Annotated in this window: 17 protein-coding genes and 1 pseudogene; 4 read left to right on the plus strand and 14 right to left on the minus strand. The window is 64.9% G+C overall.

What is annotated here, in order from left to right; genetic code table 11:
• Positions 1 to 4 precede the first annotated feature (4 nt).
• From AB8Z38_RS32990 to AB8Z38_RS33000, 3 genes are all read right to left on the minus strand, one after another.
• Positions 5 to 1,705 (minus strand): fatty acyl-AMP ligase, encoded by a 1,701-nt coding sequence (locus AB8Z38_RS32990; protein WP_369721748.1) that lies wholly within the window; start codon positions 1,703 to 1,705, stop codon positions 5 to 7.
• A gap of 25 nt (positions 1,706 to 1,730) precedes the next feature.
• The gene (locus AB8Z38_RS32995) at positions 1,731 to 1,985 is read right to left on the minus strand and encodes an acyl carrier protein (RefSeq protein ID WP_369721749.1); all 255 of its coding nucleotides are present in this window, start codon (positions 1,983 to 1,985) and stop codon (positions 1,731 to 1,733) included.
• Between the two features lie 237 nt (positions 1,986 to 2,222).
• Positions 2,223 to 3,008, minus strand: coding sequence for a L,D-transpeptidase (locus AB8Z38_RS33000; RefSeq protein ID WP_369721750.1), 786 nt, complete (start codon positions 3,006 to 3,008; stop codon positions 2,223 to 2,225).
• 317 nt (positions 3,009 to 3,325) lie between these two features.
• Between AB8Z38_RS33000 and AB8Z38_RS33005 the strand changes: the two genes are divergently transcribed.
• On the plus strand, positions 3,326 to 3,649 hold the full coding sequence (locus AB8Z38_RS33005; protein ID WP_369721751.1) for a hypothetical protein: 324 nt from the start codon (positions 3,326 to 3,328) through the stop codon (positions 3,647 to 3,649).
• Positions 3,650 to 3,709: 60 nt separating this feature from the next.
• Here AB8Z38_RS33005 and AB8Z38_RS33010 read toward each other — a convergent pair whose 3' ends face one another.
• Together AB8Z38_RS33010 and AB8Z38_RS33015 are read right to left on the minus strand one after the other, a co-directional pair.
• Complete coding sequence (locus AB8Z38_RS33010; RefSeq protein WP_369721752.1) at positions 3,710 to 4,471, minus strand: ABC transporter permease; 762 nt, start codon at positions 4,469 to 4,471, stop codon at positions 3,710 to 3,712.
• The gene (locus AB8Z38_RS33015) at positions 4,468 to 5,391 is read right to left on the minus strand and encodes an ABC transporter ATP-binding protein (protein ID WP_369721753.1); all 924 of its coding nucleotides are present in this window, start codon (positions 5,389 to 5,391) and stop codon (positions 4,468 to 4,470) included. The genes AB8Z38_RS33010 and AB8Z38_RS33015 overlap by 4 nt, the downstream gene beginning before the upstream one ends.
• 276 nt (positions 5,392 to 5,667) lie before the next feature.
• Between AB8Z38_RS33015 and AB8Z38_RS33020 the strand changes: the two genes are divergently transcribed.
• Together AB8Z38_RS33020 and AB8Z38_RS33025 are read left to right on the plus strand one after the other, a co-directional pair.
• Positions 5,668 to 6,381 carry a hypothetical protein gene (locus AB8Z38_RS33020; RefSeq protein WP_369721754.1) on the plus strand — a complete coding sequence of 238 codons (714 nt, stop codon included), beginning with the start codon at positions 5,668 to 5,670 and terminating at the stop codon, positions 6,379 to 6,381.
• Between the two features lie 205 nt (positions 6,382 to 6,586).
• Positions 6,587 to 7,528 carry a LysM peptidoglycan-binding domain-containing protein gene (locus AB8Z38_RS33025; RefSeq protein ID WP_369721755.1) on the plus strand — a complete coding sequence of 314 codons (942 nt, stop codon included), beginning with the start codon at positions 6,587 to 6,589 and terminating at the stop codon, positions 7,526 to 7,528.
• A 174-nt stretch (positions 7,529 to 7,702) separates the two neighbouring features.
• Here the strand turns inward: AB8Z38_RS33025 and AB8Z38_RS33030 are convergent.
• A pseudogene (locus AB8Z38_RS33030) lies at positions 7,703 to 8,775 on the minus strand (tartrate dehydrogenase).
• A gap of 219 nt (positions 8,776 to 8,994) precedes the next feature.
• On the opposite strand from AB8Z38_RS33030, the gene AB8Z38_RS33035 reads away from it, so the two are divergent.
• On the plus strand, positions 8,995 to 9,819 hold the full coding sequence (locus AB8Z38_RS33035) for an aspartate dehydrogenase (RefSeq protein WP_369721756.1): 825 nt from the start codon (positions 8,995 to 8,997) through the stop codon (positions 9,817 to 9,819).
• Between the two features lie 3 nt (positions 9,820 to 9,822).
• Here the strand turns inward: AB8Z38_RS33035 and AB8Z38_RS33040 are convergent, their stop codons facing one another.
• The 8 genes from AB8Z38_RS33040 to AB8Z38_RS33075 form a co-directional block, all read right to left on the minus strand.
• Positions 9,823 to 11,124 carry a sorbosone dehydrogenase family protein gene (locus AB8Z38_RS33040; protein ID WP_369721757.1) on the minus strand — a complete coding sequence of 434 codons (1,302 nt, stop codon included), beginning with the start codon at positions 11,122 to 11,124 and terminating at the stop codon, positions 9,823 to 9,825.
• 124 nt (positions 11,125 to 11,248) lie between these two features.
• Positions 11,249 to 11,458 (minus strand): hypothetical protein, encoded by a 210-nt coding sequence (locus tag AB8Z38_RS33045; RefSeq protein WP_369721758.1) that lies wholly within the window; start codon positions 11,456 to 11,458, stop codon positions 11,249 to 11,251.
• Between the two features lie 186 nt (positions 11,459 to 11,644).
• On the minus strand, positions 11,645 to 12,271 hold the full coding sequence (locus AB8Z38_RS33050) for an isoprenylcysteine carboxylmethyltransferase family protein (protein WP_369721759.1): 627 nt from the start codon (positions 12,269 to 12,271) through the stop codon (positions 11,645 to 11,647).
• 31 nt (positions 12,272 to 12,302) lie between these two features.
• Positions 12,303 to 13,334 (minus strand): NAD-dependent epimerase/dehydratase family protein, encoded by a 1,032-nt coding sequence (locus AB8Z38_RS33055; protein WP_369721760.1) that lies wholly within the window; start codon positions 13,332 to 13,334, stop codon positions 12,303 to 12,305.
• A 29-nt stretch (positions 13,335 to 13,363) separates the two neighbouring features.
• Positions 13,364 to 13,900 (minus strand): DUF962 domain-containing protein, encoded by a 537-nt coding sequence (locus tag AB8Z38_RS33060; RefSeq protein WP_369721761.1) that lies wholly within the window; start codon positions 13,898 to 13,900, stop codon positions 13,364 to 13,366.
• Between the two features lie 153 nt (positions 13,901 to 14,053).
• Entirely contained in the window at positions 14,054 to 14,737 is a 684-nt protein-coding gene (locus AB8Z38_RS33065) for an OmpA family protein (protein WP_369721762.1), read from the minus strand.
• On the minus strand, positions 14,737 to 15,153 hold the full coding sequence (locus AB8Z38_RS33070) for a hypothetical protein (protein WP_369721763.1): 417 nt from the start codon (positions 15,151 to 15,153) through the stop codon (positions 14,737 to 14,739). Before AB8Z38_RS33070 ends, AB8Z38_RS33065 begins: the two co-directional genes overlap by 1 nt.
• 91 nt (positions 15,154 to 15,244) lie before the next feature.
• A complete protein-coding gene (locus AB8Z38_RS33075; protein ID WP_369721764.1) occupies positions 15,245 to 17,839 on the minus strand; it encodes an ATP-dependent helicase in 2,595 nt (864 codons plus the stop codon).
• Positions 17,840 to 18,002: the final 163 nt, after the last annotated feature.

Below are 18,002 nucleotides of genomic sequence, written 5' to 3' on the forward strand. Positions count from 1 at the left end.
CGGATCAGACGATCTCCTCGAAACTGCCGTCAAGCCAGAGCTTGCGCGCCAGCTTCCGCTGGATCTTGCCGCTGGTGGTTTTGGGCAGCGCGCCGGGACGGATCAGCGCGATGTGGCGTGCGGAGAGCTCATGGCTATCGGCGATCGCTTCGCGGATCCGGCCCCTGATCTCGGCCGGATCGATGCTGTGGCGGGCGGTGCGCTCGACCTCCTGGACGATGACGAGCGCTTCCTCGCCGCTCTCGTCCGACACCGAGAATGCCGCGCCGCAGTTTTCGCGCAAGCCATCGTCGAGCGACTGCACGGTGCGCTCGATGTCCTGCGGATAATGGTTGATGCCGCGGATGATGATGAGGTCCTTGATGCGGCCGGTGACGAACAGATCGCCGGTGGCGGCGAGGAAGCCCAGATCTCCGGTGCGGAGCCAGAGCCCGGTCTCGCCGGCGATCTCCGCACCGAGGCCCTCGTGCGTGGCCGTGTCGTTGCGCCAATAGGCGCGAGCGACGTTGGCGCCGCTGACCCAGATCTCGCCGACGCGATCGGCCGCCAGGCGCGTGCGGCGTTCCGGCTCGACGATCGCGATCCGCTCGCCGGCAAGCGCGCGCCCGCAGCCCACCACGATCTGCGCATCGTCGGGATCGGTCGGCGCCTCCGTCACATGCGCCTGGAGCACTGCGCGGCCCACGCTGCGTGTGAGATGGCTGCCCCCACGCGTCCCGCCCGAGATCAGAAGGGTCGCCTCCGCCATGCCGTAAGCGGGATACATCGCGCGCGGATCGAATCCGTGCGGCGCGAAGGTCGCGATGAACCGCTCAATGGTTTCTGCATGAATCGGCTCGGCGCCGTTGAGCGCAACTTTGAGCGAGGACAGGTCAATGCCCTGCATCTGATCGGCGCGATAGCGGCTGACGCAGAGGTCGAAACCGAAATTGGGGCTGCACGCCACTTCCGCGCGATAATGCGAGATCGTGCGCAGCCAGCCAAGCGGCCGCTGCATGAAAGCGTTCGGCGCCATCAGCACGCAAGGCGCGCCGACATAGAGCGCTTGCAGCGCGTTCAGGATCAGCCCCATGTCGTGATAGAGCGGTACCCAATTGACATATGTCGATCGCCTGGTGTTGCCGAGCGCAAGCCGGATCATCTCGAGATTGGCGAGCAGATTGGCGTGGCTTACCATCACGCCTTTGGGCTCGGATGTGGAGCCTGACGTGTATTGCAGGAAGGCGATGTCGTCCGGTGCCGGCTCGGGCAGGTCGACCGTTGCGCTGGCGTCCGCGGCGAGATCGATTTCGATCCACCGGATGTTCTCCTGCGCGAAGCGCGCTTGCAAATCGCCGCGCAGCGCGAAGGCCGAGGTGGTCAGCGCAATCGCCGGTTCGCAATTGGCGAGGATGGCGGCGCTGGCGTCACGGGCGCTGTTTCGCCGCGGCATCATCATGGGCACGGCGATAATGCCAGCCATCAGGCAGCCGAAGAATGCCGCCATGAATTCGATGCCGGGCGGAAACACCAGGATGGCGCGCTCGCCCGGCTGCGCGACCATTGTCAGGCGCGACGCGAGCGCGCGTGAGGCGTCATGTAATTGGCGGAAGGTGAGGACCGCTTCCTCCGTCCCGCGATCGGAGACGAAGACATAGGCGCGATCGTTGCCCTGGTCCGCCGCACGGCGGGCCAGCAGCGCCACCAGCGAGCGAGGGGTTTGCATCCGGGTTGCGCCGGCTCAGCCGCTCTCAGGCGGCGGAGCGGATAGCGCGCTTGTCCGCCAGAAATCGCGACAGCGCCTCGACCGTGGGGTGGTCGTAAAAGTCGTCCGTCGACAGTTCGAGCTCGAGCTTCTCCTCAAGTTCCATCATGAGGTAGACGAGCATCGCCGAATCGAGGCCGAGACGGTTGAACTTTGTGCAGGTATCGACCCGGTCCGTCGAAATTCGCAGGAGATTGGCTAGCGCACTAACGCAGAAATCCGAAATCTGCTCGCGAGTCATGTGATCTCCCAGAAATAATGGGAAAGACAATACGGGCGACCCCGAGCTTGTCAATTTAGCCGAAACCCCGCGGCGCCAAAGGTTGGGGACTGTTGCTTTCCTGCGTCGCCGGCTGCTCAATTGATGAACAGGCTGCAGGCCTTGCCGTCGACACCAGCGCGCCAGCGCGGTGCCGCAGGGCTGATGGCGCGGCATGCTGGAGGGATTTGGCCGCGGCGACGCGGCGTTCAGATAGTGTCAGTTCTGGTAGTAATAGCCGCGCGGCTGATAATACGGCCGGGGCTGTTGCTGCTGATAGTAATAGCCCTGCTGGCCGTAGCCCTGGTCGTAAGATTGCTGCGGCTGCTGCTGGTAGACCTGCGCGCCGTAGGCGCGGCTGGTCATGCGCGGCGCCGGGTAGCGTGCGCCGGTGTCGCTGCCGTCGGCCGGATAGATGTAGTTGTCATCCTGCGGCATGTAGCGGCGGGCAGGCTGTGCCGGCGGCGTCAGATTCACGGGATCGCCGGTCGTTGCATATTGCTGCTCGTCGGCGGGCTGCTGGGCGCGGGCCACTGCATTGTTGGCGCGCCCGCGCGGGTTGCGGGCCAGCGCCACCTGTGCCGAGCCGGTCAACGTCACCGTGGTATTGAGCACGCCCTGCTCCTGCACCAGCGCATAAAGCGTGCTGGCATTCTGGCGCGACAGCCGCACGCAGCCATGCGAGGCCGGCGTACCCAGACGGCCGACCGAGTCGGTGCCGTGGATGGCGTGCCCGATCTTGGTGAAGAAGATCGAATGCGGCATCGGTGCGTCGTCGAATTCCTTGGAGTAGTGATCTTCTTCCATGCGGAAGGCGCGGAATGATCCGTTCGGCGTCTCGCGCGAGGGGATGCCAGTCGACACCGGCCAGTGGTAGCGCGTGACGCCGTCGACAGCGACGGTCATCTGCTGATTGTCCTTGTCGATGGTGATGTCGACTTTGGCCTGCGCGGTGCCCGCGCTCAAAAACATCAAGGAGGTGAAAGCAATGAAAAAGGAACGCATCTGACGTCTGGCCTCCGGCCTGTCCTTGCAAGCGCCGCGGCTCTCCGTCCCCCGGCGTGCATTATGCCTGCAATCCGGCTTTCGTTCCAGCGGCCTGCCAAGCTAACGTTCCCGCCATCGTTAACGTGATGCCGGGCGTAAGCAAGGCCGCTTTGTGCCGCGTCGCCTGCGGCGGTGCTGACATTTTCGCGAGCGGGCTGTGCGTTCACAACGCCGACAATTCGTCACAAAGGTGCAACCATTTGGCCGCTCCAGGCGTTGAACATGGCTTGCCTCGACAGGCGGCTTCCGCCGCCTGCTCACCCCTGGGATCGAAGATGAACAAAGCCCGTATCGCCGCCGCGCATCTACCGGCGCGTTTGCCTGTCCGCCTGGTTTTCGCAGGTGCAGCCGTCCTTCTCGCGCTGCTGTCGCTGCCGTATCCCGGCCATGCCCAGGGCATCGTGCGCGGTGCCCAGGAGGGCTCCTACGAGGGTAACCGGATTGCGGGCCCTGTGGGCGGCGCGGTCGGAGGTGTCGTCGGCGCCGGTGTCGGTGGCGCCGTCGGTGCCGTAGACGGCATCCTGGGCATTCCCTATCACGGCCGCCGCCATTGCCGCGGCTACTATGATGGTTATCACCACTTCCGCTGCTACAGGTGAGCTTTCACCGCCGTCATTCTGGGGAGCCCGCAAGGCGCCCCCGGGGATGACGAGCCTCGGTCAATTCTTCAGCCGGTATCCTGTCCGGAAAATCCACCAGATCACGCCCAGGCAGATCGCGAGGAACGCCAGCGTCATGCCGAAGCTGACGAAGATGCTGACGTCGGCGATTTCGTAAAAGCTCCAGCGGAAGCCCGAAATCAGATAGACGACCGGGTTGAGCAGCGCCACGGTGCGCCAGGCCGGCGGCAGCATGTCGACGGAATAGAAGCTGCCGCCGAGGAAGGTCAGCGGCGTCACCACCAGCATCGGGATCATCTGGAGCTTCTCGAAGCCGTCGGCCCAGATGCCGATGACGAAGCCGAACAGGCTGAAGGTCACCGCGGTCAGGACCAGGAAGACCAGCATCCAGATCGGATGCTGGATGTGCAGCGGCACGAACAAGCCGGCGGTTGCGAGGATGATCAGGCCGAGGATGATCGACTTGGTCGCGGCCGCGCCGACATAGCCGAGCACGATCTCGAAATAGGAGATCGGCGCCGACAGGATCTCGTAGATCGTGCCGACGAATTTCGGGAAGTAGATGCCGAACGAGGCATTGGCGATGCTCTGGGTCAGTACCGAAAGCATGATCAGGCCCGGCACGATGAAGGTGCCGTAGCTGACGCCTTCGACCTGGCTGATGCGCGAGCCGATCGCGGCGCCGAACACCACGAAATAGAGCGAGGTCGAAACCACCGGCGAGACGATGCTTTGCAGCAGCGTGCGCCAGGTGCGTGCCATTTCGAACAGGTAAATGGCGAGGACAGCGCGGTGGTTCATGACGTCCTCACGAGATCGACGAAGATGTCCTCGAGCGACGATTGCGTCGTGTCGAGATCATTGAAGCGGACGCCGGCATCGCGGAGATCGCTGAGCAGGCTGGTGATGCCGGTGCGCTCGCCCTTGGTGTCGTAGTCGTAGACCAGCGTCGCGCCGCTGTCGCAGAGGTCGAGCTGGTACTGGGCGAGGCTGTCCGGCAGCGCGCTGAGCCTGGTTTGCAAATGCAGCGTCAGCCGCTTCTTGCCGAGCTTCTGCATCAAGGTCGCCTTGTCCTCGACCAGAACGAGCTCGCCCTTGTTGATGACGCCGATGCGGTCGGCCATCTCCTCGGCTTCCTCGATGTAGTGCGTGGTGAGAATGATGGTCACGCCGGATTGCTGCAGCGTGCGCACGACTTCCCACATGCCCTTGCGCAGCTCGACGTCGACACCGGCGGTCGGCTCGTCCAGGAACAGGATCTGCGGCTCGTGCGACAGCGCTTTCGCGATCATCACGCGGCGCTTCATGCCGCCGGAGAGCGTGATGATCTTGTTGTCCTTCTTGTCCCAGAGCGACAGGTCCTTCAGCACCTTCTCGATATGGGCCGGGTTCTTAGGCTTGCCGAACAGGCCGCGGGAAAAGCTCACGGTCGCCCACACGCTTTCGAAGGCGTCGGTGTGCAGTTCCTGCGGCACGAGCCCGATCAGCGAGCGCGCCTTGCGGTAGGAGGTCTGGATGTTCTCGCCGCCGACCAAAACCTTGCCTTCGCTCGGATTGGCAATGCCGCAGATAATCGAGATCAGCGTGGTCTTGCCGGCGCCGTTGGGACCGAGCAGCGCGAAGATCTCGCCGTGCTTGATCTCGAGATTGACGTTTTTGAGCGCCTTGAAGCCGGACCCATAGGTTTTCGACAGATTGGCGACGGAGATGACGGAGGACATGATGGCCGTGAGGTGGGGGAAGGGAGGCGCTGGAACCCGCGCCGTGTCGGCGCAGACCAGCGGAGCCCTGAAATAGGAAGGGCTTTGCCCGGTCGCAATTGGCGAGAGAAAAATGGTCTCAAAACAGGCCCTTCAAGGGCACGTTTCAGGCAAGTTGTTGCGCGATGGTCACGGGTTGCGGCTAAGATCGTCGCTCACGCGGCTCTTTGTTGCGTCTGCGAGCGGGCCATGGCTACGATTCCGGCCAATTGCGAAGTGTCCCCAGGGAAAAGATCGATGAGACCGAACGGCCGTCACACAGCCGGCATCAGCCAGTTGTCCACCATCCGCATGTGGGCGATCTGCCTGCTCCTGCTGTCAGCTATCGCCATGAGCCCGACCGCTGCCAAGGCGGCGCCCAGCCAGGCAGCCGCCAGCACGCATGTCTACCTGCTTCGTGGCGTGCTCAACATCTTCTCGCTCGGGCTCGACACCATCGGCTCGAGGCTCGAGGCGCAGGGCATCCCGGTGACGGTTGCCAACTTCGTCTCCTGGTCCTCGCTCGCCGATGAGGCCGCAACGAACTACAAGGCCGGCCGGCTCAAGACCATCGTGCTGGTCGGGCATTCCTCGGGTGCGACCGCGCTACCCGACATGATCGCCAAGCTCAACCGCCTCGGCGTGCCTGTGAAGCTCGCGATCGGCCTCGATTCCGTGTTCAAGACCAAGCTCACCACCGGCGCCGAGCGCTACATCAACATCTATATCGGCGACGGTCCCGGCGAGCCTGTGCGTGCAGCCAACGGCTTTCGCGGCAAGCTCGACAATGTCGATGTCCGCGGCTCCGGCGTCGGCCACATCACGATCGACAAGAACGAGGCGATCCAGCGCCGCGTGATCGCCGAGATCGACGCCGCGATCGCGCGGTCGCGCGCGCCGGCACCGGTTGCCGAGCCCGGCGCGCCAAGGCCTGCACGAGCCGCGGCGGCCATTGCGCCGGCGCACAACTGAGGCCGGGCGCTCACGTCGAGGCGGACAATCGGTTTGGGCCGCAGCGCGTAATCCAATGCGCTAGCGGCCCGCGCTCAGCCCGCTGTCGAAGATATCGCGAGCCTACTGGCGCGGCGGCTGTGTCCGTGCCCCAAATTCCACCCATTCGGCCGTCACTAAGCCCCCGGGGGAGGCCTTTGCCTGCCGCGGTGGGACTGCTGGACTGATGATTGATTCAAGGCGAATTGTGGTGCTGGCAGCGATTGCGCTGCTCGCCTTCAGCACCGGCATGGCCGCAGGCTCGCCCGCCAAGACCAAGCCCGCCGCGGTCGCGCCTGCCGCCGCGCCGCCTCCGCCGGCCGAGCCGCTGCCACCCCCGAAAATCTACCTGTTTCGCGGCGCCATGGGGCCGATCTTCTCGACCGGCATGGACCGGCTCAGCGAGAAGCTGACGCAGGCCGGTTTTTCGGCTGACGTCTATGAATTCACCATCTGCCGATGGATCGGCAATCGCGCTATCGCGAGCTACAAGGAATCGCCGGCGCCGATCGTGCTGATCGGCCATTCCATGGGCGGGTTGTGCTCGGTAATCATCGCCGAGATGGCAGCCAAGGAGAACATTCCGATCAGCCTCGTCATCACTATCGACCCCGCGCATGCGACCGACGACGTGCCGCTCAATGTCGAGCGCTTCATCAACATCTTCCTTTCCGACAGCGTGCTTGGCGGCGGTAACGTCGTGGCGGTGCCGGGCTTCCGTGGCCATTATGCGAGCTACGACCTCAAGGAGAACTCGCGGGTCAGCCACATCAATATCGAGAAGTCCGACGACATCCATCGCCAGATCCTCGAGATGGTGACGCAGTTGCCGCGCATTCCGCCCCAGACCGAGGCCGATGCCGTACCGCTGCGCTATCTCGTGCCCGGCGATACGCTGGTCGAATTGTGGGATAGCGGCGTGCGGCTGCCGGTGCGCCGCGGCGACACCATGGAGAGCATCGCCGCCGCCAATCGCGTGCCGCTGTGGTCGCTCGCGCAGAGCAACTCGCTGCCGGAGAACGCACCGCTCACCCCCGGCCAGTCGATCATCGTCCCGCGTCATTTGACGCCGCCGGACACCGCCGCCGCGATGGCGGTGCCGCCGCCGGCTCCGTCCAGGCGCAAGTAGGGCGTTTTATCTCTCCGAAAGCTGCGGGCGGTTGAAACTCGTCATGCCCGGGCTTGTCCCGCCTGCGCGGCCGAGCCGCTTCGTGGAGGCGAAGGCCCGGGCTTCCACGTTCTTGTTGCCGCGGGAAAGATCGTGGATGGCCGGGACAAGCCCGGCCATGACGTCAAGTCAAGATTAAACATTCGACCCGTTGATCGCGTCGATCACGGCGTCGGTCACCTCTTTCGTCGACGCAGTTCCGCCGACGTCGGGTGTCAGCACGCCGGCCGCGCAGACGCGCTCGACCGCCGCCATCAGCCGCACCGCGGCGTTCTTCTCGCCGAGATGCTCGAGCATCTGCGCGCCGGTCCAGAACGTCGCCACCGGATTGGCGATACCCTTGCCGGTGATGTCGAACGCCGAGCCGTGGATCGGCTCGAACATCGAGGGAAGCGCCGCTGCGGATCGATGTTGCCGGTCGGCGCCACGCCGAGGCTGCCCGCCAGCGCACCGGCGAGGTCGGAGAGGATGTCGGCGTGGAGGTTGGTCGCAACGATCGTGTCGAGGCTCTTCGGATGCAGCGTCATGCGCACCGTCATGGCGTCGACCAGCATCTTGTCCCAGGCGACGTCAGGGAATTCGGCCGCGACCTCGGCCGCGATCTCGTCCCACATCACCATGCCGTGGCGCTGCGCGTTCGACTTGGTCACCACGGTCAGGAACTTGCGCGGGCGCGACTGCGCCAGCTTGAATGCATAGCGCATGATCCGCGTCACGCCGACGCGGGTGAACACCGCCACTTCGGTGCCGACTTCTTCCGGCAGGCCACGATGAGCGCGGCCGCCCATGCCGGCATATTCGCCTTCCGAATTCTCGCGCACGATCACCCAATCGAGATCGCCGACGCCGACATTGCGCAGCGGCGAGGCAACGCCCGGGAGGATCTTGGTTGGCCGCACATTGGCGTATTGATCAAAACCCTGGCAGATCGGCAGGCGCAGGCCCCACAGCGTGATGTGGTCGGGCACGTCGGGCGCCCCGACCGCGCCGAAATAGATCGCGTCAAATTTCTTGAGTTCAGCGAGACCGTCGGCCGGCATCATCACGCCGTGTTTCTTGTAATAGTCCGAGCCCCAGTCGAACGTCTTGATATTGAAGGCGATATCGCCGCTGCGTTTTGCAAGTGCCTCCAGCACGCGAATTCCGGCCGAGATGACCTCGGGCCCGATGCCATCAGCGGGAATCGCTGCAATCGAATGGGTGCGCATGGAAAAGCTCCGTTAGGGATATCAGTGGGATTGCGTGACGGGTTCGGCGGGCGCGGTCTGCGCCCGCGACAATAGCAGGGTGAGCACGTTGAGAGAACGAGCAGGCCGGCAACGAATTAAGCCCGTCGGCGGGCTGCCGCTGGCAGCCGTATGCCTGCGCAGCTATGCGCGGGAGACGTGAGGAGCTATGACGTTGGCCTGGACAGAAGGTGCGATGCGATGACCGGTCAGAAAGCTTCGAACGAATTGCGGGTTGCGATCGCCGGATTGGGCTCGATCGGCAGCAAGATCGCGACTGCGCTCGATCAGGGCATCGAGGGGCTGGTGCTTTCGGCCGTCGCGGTGCGCGATGCCGCAAAGCATCAGCCTTTCCTGAAAAGCCTTCGCCATCCGCCGCTGGTTTTGCCGATCGAGCAACTCGGCGACGTCGCCGATATCGTCGTCGAATGCGCGCCGAGCAGCCAACTGCGCGCGATCGTCGAGCCCGCGGTGAAACGCGGCAAGGCCGCAGTCGTCGTCAGCGTCGGCGGACTGCTCGACAATTTTGATCTGGTCGATCTCGCCCGCGCCAATGGCGGCCGCATCATGGTGCCGACCGGCGCGCTGATCGGCCTCGATGCGGTCAACGCCGCCGCGGTCGGCACCATCCATTCGGTGAAGATGGTCACGCGCAAGCCGATGGACGGGCTGAAGGGCGCGCCGTTCATCGTCCAGAACAATATCGACATTGATCATCTGCGCGAGCCGCTCAAGCTGTTCGAGGGCACGGCGCGCGAGGCTGCAAAAGGCTTTCCGGCCAATCTCAATGTCGCGGTGGCGCTGTCGCTCGCCGGCGTCGGGCCCGATCGCACGCAGGTGGAGATCTGGGCCGACCCGACCGTGACGCGCAATGTTCACCGCATCGAGGTCGAGGCGGATTCCGCGCGCTTCTCGATGGCCATCGAGAACATCCCGTCCGAAAATCCCAAGACCGGGTTGATCACGGCGCTGTCGGTGATCGCGCTGCTGCGTAAGCAGCGCGCCACGCTGTCCGTGGGGACGTGATTCTCAAGCGCCGGTGACGCGCCAGATCACGTTGCCGACGTCGTCGGCCATCAGCAGCGATTTATCCGGGCCGATCGCCACGCCGACCGGGCGGCCGTAGGACTCTTTCTCGTCCGGCGCCAGGAAGCCCGACAGGATGTCGCGCGCCGGGCCGGAGGGTTTTCCGTTCTCGAACGGGATGAACACCACCTTGTAGCCGGACAGCGTGCTCCGATTCCATGAGCCATGCTGGCCGATCACCATGCCGTCCGGAAAACCCGGCAACGTGCCCGCCGGCATCCAGCACAGGCCGAGCGAAGCGGTGTGGCCGCCGAGCGCGTAATCGGGCGTGAGCGCCTTGGCGACCATCGCCGGATCCTGCGGGACGCGATCGTCGACCGTCTTGCCCCAGTAGCAATAGGGCCAGCCGTAGAAGCCGCCGTCGCGCACCGAGGTGAGATAGTCCGGCGGCGTCTCGTCGCCGAGCCCGTCGCGCTCGTTGACGACGGTCCACAGCAGATTCGTGGTTGGCTCCCAGGCCAATCCAACCGGATTGCGCAGACCGCCGGCGAAGATGCGATGGGTGCCGGCCTCGAGATCGAGCTCGTAGACCGCGGCGCGGCCTTGCTCGACCTCCATGCCCATCTCGGCAATGTTGGTGAGCGAGCCGACGCCGGCATAGAGCTTCTTGCCGTCGGGACTTGCCAGCAGGCTCCGGGTCCAGTGTCCGCTCGGCTTGAAATTGGTGAGCCGCTTGCCCGGCGCGGTGATGCGGTCGGCATTCGCGACATAGGGAAACGCCATCACGCCGTCGGTGTTGCCGACATAAAAGGTGTCGCCGACCAGCGCCATGCCGAACGGCTGGCTCAGGTTTTCCATGAAGGCGCCGCGCATTTCGGCGACGCCGTCGCCGTCCTTGTCGCGCAACAGCGTGATGCGGTTGGCGCTGACGCCGAGCGCCGCGGCCCGGCGCATCGTCGCCTGCATCGCGTAGTGAAACACGCTCCGCGGGGTGCCTGCGATCTGCGTCGCTTCGGCGATCAGAACGTCGCCATTGGGCAGCACCTCGATCCAGCGCGGGTGGTCGAGGCCGGTGGCGAACGCATTGACCTTGAGACCGGGCGCGGCCGTCGGCTTCTGGCCCTCGCTCCAGCCCCGCGCGCTGGGCATCTTCAGGGTCGGCAGCGCCCCTTGCGGCTTTGCTTCGGGAATCGCCGGCGCCTCGCCCCAGGCCGGGGCGGGCGCGGTCCCCGACAGCTTTCGCCATTGCAGCGCGAGGCCGCCGACGAATGCGACGAATTGCGCAAAGATGCTGGAAAAAGTCATGAGAGGCCCCTGTTTGCGCGCGCATCCAACTTGGTGGCGACGAAAAGGTCAACCTTCGCGGAACTCAGTGCAGCTTTATTGTCGTGGAATGGCAGCCGACCGAATTTGCATGGACAGCAGGCGTTCAGCGGCCGATCTGCCGCTCCAGCCCGCGCGCCGCGCGAAACTCGTCGAGGTGATGGATGTTCGGCGCAAGCGCGGCCTCCTTGGACAGGAGATGATAGACCCGCGCGACCACGCGCTGCTTCTGCTTCGTCCGCCCCCGCGGCAGCGCCCGCGCCTTGCGGACGGCGGTGACCGCGTGCTCGCGAAAATATTCGTAGGCGTCCGACATGGCTCGATGCTCTGCAGCTATTGCATGCTTCGAGCGGCTAACGGGCGAGCGGAGGGGGCGGTTCCTTGTCCGGGAGATGGCTGCGTGCGCGAAAAACTCTCCGTGTCGTCCCGGCGAAGGCCGGGACAACATTGGGAGATGTGGGCGCTTGCTACGCTCGCAACGGTCGCGCCGTCGCTCCGCGCCTCAGCGCGGCGACAAGAACGGAATGATCATCGGCACTCGGCGGCAATAGGCGCCGTAGGCATCCTCGCCGAGCTCCTTTGACAGGAACACCTCTTCCATCCGGCCCTTCTGCCACATGCCGAGCGAGATCAGGATGGCGCCGAGGATCGTCGTGACCATGCCGATCGCGATGCCGGTGACGAGCATGCCGAAGATCAATCCCGTGTAGATCGGGTGACGCACGATGCCGTAAGGGCCGGTGTCGATGACGCGGTGGTCTTCCTTGTGAGTGATGGTGTTGGACCAGAATTTTCCGAGATGCAGCCGGCCCCACCAGGCGAAGGCGATGCCGGCGATCGAGAGGATCGCGGCGAAGGCGATCCCGGTGTTGCCGAGCACCCAGAGCGGCTTCCAGCCCAGGATCTCCGCAACCCACGGTGTGTACAGGATGCCGCCGACCAGGATCGGCAGGCTGTAGCGCTGCGACTCCAGCGTCATGACCTGCTTCTTGGTCCGGCCCTGCCAGAACGAGGCGCCCACCCAGCTGGCGAGAAAGGCGAGCCAGATCAGCGCCAGCAGTTCGGTCGGCCAGGCCGTGGTCCAGCCGCCCCAGGCGACGGAGAGAAGTTTGCTGAAATCGAAGGACATGCGGAAAGGTTCTTTGGTTTGGGCGGCGGCCTCAGCTCGCGCGCGAGGACAGCGCGTGATGCTTGATGGCGTCGGAGGGCTGCTGGCCGTTGCGGGCGAGCAGATGGGTGATGGTTTCGTGCAGCACCGGCTCGATCGGGCGCGGCGCATAGCCGAGCTCGGTGCGCGCCTTGCCGATCGAAAGATCGCTCGCGGCAAGCGCAATGCGCACGCCTTCGGCGGTGCCGTTCGGCGGCCGGCGCGTGACGTGATCGGAGAGATATTCGAGCAGGATGCCGGAGAACTCGGCGATCCTGCCGGGAACGACGACCGGAAACTGCCGGCGGCCGCTCATCGCGGACATCATCCTCAGGATCTGGCCGAGCCGGACGCAATCGCCGCCGAGGATGTAGCGCTGGCCGGCGCGGCCGCGCTCCATCGCCAGCACCAGGCCCATGGCGACGTCGCGGACGTCGACGAGATTGACCAGGAAGTCGAGATGCGGCTGCACCTTCTTCTGCAGGAAGTACCACAGCATCGCGGTCGGCGGCGTCAGATTGTGGTCGGCGGCGCCGATCGGCATGGTCGGCGTGCCGATCACGAGCGGGAAGCCCGCGGCCGCAGCCTTCGCGGCGTGATGTTCGGCGAGCGACTTCGAGCGCGTATAGGCGCCGGGCATCGCGTCCGCCGGCTGCAGAGCCTCTTCGGCGGGCGTGCCATTGAGGTTCGAATAGGGAAACAGGATCGATTCCGTCGAGCAGTGCAGGAAGCGCGACACGCCGCGCTTCATCGCGGATGCGAGCACCACCTCGGTGCCGCGGTAATTGACGTCGTGGAAGGCCTGCTTGTCGGCGACCCACATGCCGGGCAGGCCGGCGAGATGGTAGACCTGATCGACGCCGGCAACCGCGGCATCGACCGCGCCACTATCCAGCACCGATCCCTGCGCATATTCAACGTCCGCGCTCGCCGCGGCCGGCGGCCGGACGTCGAGCACGCGCACCCGCTGCCCACGGGCGCGGAGCGCTTCGACGAGATGCTGTCCGATGAAACCACTGCCACCGGTAACCAGGACGAGAGTCATGAAGAAGGTTTGCTGTTCCGCTCTGGAAGCTATCGGGTTGAAAGGGAGCTGGTCGGAAGAGGCGCGAGAATCGCAGCGAGATCGCGACGAAAACCCAGTGCAATGAATAATTTTGCCATGACGAACATCGGTCCAAGCAGGAAATGGGTGGGGTGGTCGACCATTGACGGCTGCCGCTCCTCAAATACCCTGTGGCCGACGATCTGCGATGCGATACCAGACCCGATCAGCACCGCAAAAATCGACCACATGATGGCGAGCGAGACCTGATTGCCGATTGCGGTTGCGACCGAAAGCAGCACGATCATCGCCGCGAGGATGCCGAGGCCAATCCCGGCGTCCAGCATCAGCCAATATACCAGCACCGGCAGGGCCAAAATCACCGCCAGGCTCACCTCGATCCCGAATATCTGGAAATGGACCAGCGTCAGCGGCAGCGTCGCACCGGTGAAGAGCAGGAGAATGCCGACCACATGCATCACGCAATTCCAGGGATCGCGGTGGTATTCGACATAATCCGCCAGTTGGCGTTGAAAATAGCCAGCCATCTCGGTCTCGTGCAGCACAGGGTCGGGAAGGACGAAAACAGGCTATAGCACCGGAGTGGGCAGTGCACAAACCGGCACTATTGTCGCGCAGAACCGTGCTGTCGCGCTGTGAGACAGGTCACAAAATGGCCGGACTTCAAAGGGTTCCGTCAGGCGCCGAGGCGCGCACGCTCAATGTTTCCTGGCGGGCTTTTTCGTCGCGGGCGCGGGTGCCGCAGCGGGGCGCGCCGGCTCGTCCTCGGGCAGCTTGGCAAAGGTGAGGATTTGCAGCTGGCCATTGACCGCGGAGGTCGGCCGGGCGCGATCGAGCAACTGCTCCTCGCCCAGCCCGATCGGCTGAAGCCGCTTGGTCGAAATCTTGAACGTGTTCACCAGCACGTCGCGGATCGCGTCCGCCCGGCGCTGGCTCAGGATCGCATTGGCCTCTCGTGTCTTCGTATTGGATTCGACATGGCCGACGATCAGGAACGTGTAGGGCAGCAGCGAGGCGTGCACCAGCGCGTCCGCGAGCCGGCCGACGGTCTGGTAGGAGTCCGGCTGGATGATCGGCGTGTCGGCGTCGAACTGGATCTGCGCGGTGAAGGTGGGTAGCTTGGCGAGGTCGGGCGCGATCAGCGGACGGTTCACCGGCCCCGGATCGTTCTTGATCCTGGCCTTGGCCCGCTCCATCACCTGCTGCTTCAGCGCGGGAATATCGACCTCGGCGGCCTCCTCGAAATGATTGAGCTTGCCGACGATGTCGTCGCGGGTCGGCGGAGCCGTCTGCCCGGCTGCGGCGCCCGCGAGCAAAGCAAGACCAAGAAAGCTACCGAGAGCGATGCCAATTCGGGAGGTGGTAAGCCCGGTCGCGCGCATCATCGGTATCCCGCGTCGTCGACGGCCTTCAGGCAGTTGTTGCTGATGCCCTTGGGCATCGAGACCAGGCAGGGGACCGACTTGCTGGTCTCCTTGGTCGAGCCGCCGCAGATCTTGACGATTTCGCGCTGGCAGGCGTTCGCCACCGTGACGCGGGCGGCGACGCGCTTCAGGATGGCGTCGAACGCCGTGAGGTAGTCGGTCTGGCATTGCGGCGACAGCACGTCGCGGTTGCGGGACAGGCACTCCTTCAGCCGGGTCGAATCCGGATTGACGCCGCGGCAATTCGCCACGATTTCCGCGCCGCAACTTTTCGCCAGCAGCCCGAGCGAATCGCCAAAGCTCATGGTCTCCGCCGCCGCAAGCGACGGCATGACCAATGCCAGCAAGATCAGTGTGATGGGGCCCCGAACCATGGCCGCATCTGATACGGGGAAGTTCGCGATGGTCAAGGGGCGTGGAAGGAAGAAACTCGGCGGCGTAACGCCGCCGCAACAGGGCCGGCCCTCACGCCCGCTGCACAAAGCTGTCCACGACCTTCTTCTCGCCGGCCTTGTCGAAGGCGATGGTGAGCTTGTTGCCGTCGACCTTGGTGACGCGGCCGTAGCCGAATTTCTGGTGGAAGACGCGGTCGGCGAGCGAAAAATCCGAGGTCGTGCCGGTCGATTTGGCCACCAGTTCGCCCTCGATCGTCATCGGCCCGCGCCGGCGCGACGAGAAGCTGCCGAAATCCGGCGAGGACGAAAACGACGAGGTCTGTTCCTCAAAGCCACCCTGGCCGCCGCCACTGCGTCCGCCGCCGCCGCGGTTGCGATTGGCCTGGGCGCGCTGCCAGCCCGGAGTCGAATAGGTGGAGCCGAACGCCTCCATGTCGTCGAAGCGCGAGGCCCCGTAGCCGCCTGTGCCGCCCCAAGCCGAGCCGCCCTTGGATTCCGTGATCTCGACATTGGCCGCAGGCAATTCGTCCAGGAAGCGCGACGGGATCGTGGTTGTCCAGGTGCCGTGGATCCGCCGGTTGGTCGCAAAATAGATCTTGGCGCGACGCCTCGCACGGGTCAGGCCGACATGGCCGAGGCGACGCTCTTCCTCGAGGCCGGCGCGACCCTGTTCGTCCAGCGTGCGCTGGCTCGGGAACAGGCCTTCCTCCCAGCCGGGCAGGAACACGTTGTCGAATTCGAGCCCCTTGGCCGAATGCAGCGTCATCAGCGACACCGCATCCTCGTCGGCGCCGCTGTCGCGGTCCATCACCAGCGAAATGTGTTCGAGAAATCCTTGCAGGTTCTCGAACTCCTCCATCGAGCGCACGAGCTCTTTCAAGTTCTCCAGCCGGCCGGCAGCGTCCGCCGAGCGGTCCTTCTGCCACATCTCGGTGTAGCCGCTCTCGTCGAGCACGATCTGGGCGAGATCTGTATGCGCGGTGACCTCGCGCTGCGCGCGCCAGCGGTCGAACTGGGTGACGAGATCGCGCAGTGACCCGCGTGCCTTCGGCTTCAATTCGTCGGTGTCGACCACGGCACGCGCGGCCTCGAACAGCGGAATGCGGCGCTTGCGGGCGTGATCGTGCAGCATCTGCACGGTGGCATCGCCCAAGCCCCTCTTGGGGGTGTTGACGATGCGCTCGAAGGCGAGATCATCGGCGGGTGAATTGATCACGCGCAGATAAGCCAGCGCGTCGCGGATTTCGGCGCGCTCGTAGAAGCGCGGGCCGCCGATCACGCGATAGGGCAGCCCGAGCGTGACGAAGCGATCTTCGAACTCGCGCATCTGGTAGGACGCGCGCACGAGAATCGCGATCTCGTTGAGCTTGTCGCCTTGGCGCTGGATCTGCTCGATCTCCTCGCCGATGCCGCGCGCTTCCTCTTCCGAATCCCACGATCCCGTCACCGTGACCTTCTCGCCGTCCTGGTCCTCAGTGCGCAGCGTCTTGCCGAGCCGGCCTTCATTGTGCGCGATCAGGTGCGAGGCGGCGGCGAGGATGTGGCCGGTCGAGCGGTAGTTGCGCTCGAGGCGAATGACCTTGGCGCCGGGAAAATCGTGCTCGAAACGCAGGATGTTGTCGACCTCCGCCCCGCGCCAGCCATAGATCGACTGGTCGTCGTCGCCGACGCAGCAGATGTTTTTGACATGGGGGGCGGCCACTGGCGCGCTAACCGCATGCTCCGTCATTCCGGGGCGATGCGTTGCATCGAACCCGGAATCTCGAGCTGATGGCCCATCTCCAGATTCCGGGTTCGGCTCTTCGAGGCGCCCCGGAATGACAGTAGGGGCGGTTGGCTTCGTCGGCGCCTGCGACAGCAGCCGCAGCCACAGATACTGCGCGACGTTGGTGTCCTGGTATTCGTCGACCAGGATGAATTTGAAGCGCTGTTGATACTGCCGGAGGATGTCCGGGTGCTCGCGGAAGATGCGGATGTCTTCCAGCAGCAGATCGCCGAAATCGGCGGCGTTCAGGATCTTCAGCCGTTCCTGGTAGCTCGCATAGAGCTTGCCGCCCTTGCCGTTGGCGAACGTTGCGGCTTCGCCGGCGGGCACCTGCGACGGCGTCAGGCCGCGGTTCTTCCAGCCGTCGATCAGCCCGGCCAGCATCCGCGCCGGCCAGCGCTTGTCGTCGATGTTGTCGGCTTGCAAGAGCTGCTTCAGGAGCCGCACCTGGTCGTCGACGTCGAGCACGGTGAAGTTCGACTTGAGCTGCGCCAGCTCCGCATGGGTGCGCAGGATGCGGCCGCCGATGGAGTGGAAGGTGCCGAGCCACGGCATGCCCTCGACGGCCTGGCCGAGCATCTGGCCGAGCCGGTGCTTCATCTCGCGCGCGGCCTTGTTGGTGAAGGTCACCGACAGGATCTCGCTCGGGCGGGCGCGACCCTGGCTCAGGATATGCGCAATGCGCGTGGTCAGGACGCGGGTCTTGCCGGTGCCGGCGCCGGCCAGCACCAGAACCGGGCCGTCCAGCGTCTCCACGGCGTCGCGCTGCTCGGGATTGAGCCCGGACAAATATTTCGGTCCCACCGAGGCGCGCGCACGCGCGGCGATGCCGCCGGCCGCGGGCTGGTGGTCGGGAACGCTCTCGGAGGTGATTTTGCTCGGCTCGGTCATGCGAATCATTTGGCCCCACGATGGCACCGCGGGGTGGTGGAAGGGAGCCTATAGCAGGGATTGGTGGCTATATGGGGTCGCGGGGAGGGGTTTTCCACGTGCGCCGGACGCTGATTTGTTCCAAGCGGGCGCGCGAATTTCCGCATGACCTGGTCCGGAACAATCGTTCCGA

Origin of the sequence: Bradyrhizobium sp. LLZ17 (assembly GCF_041200145.1) — a bacterium.
Lineage (GTDB): Bacteria > Pseudomonadota > Alphaproteobacteria > Rhizobiales > Xanthobacteraceae > Bradyrhizobium.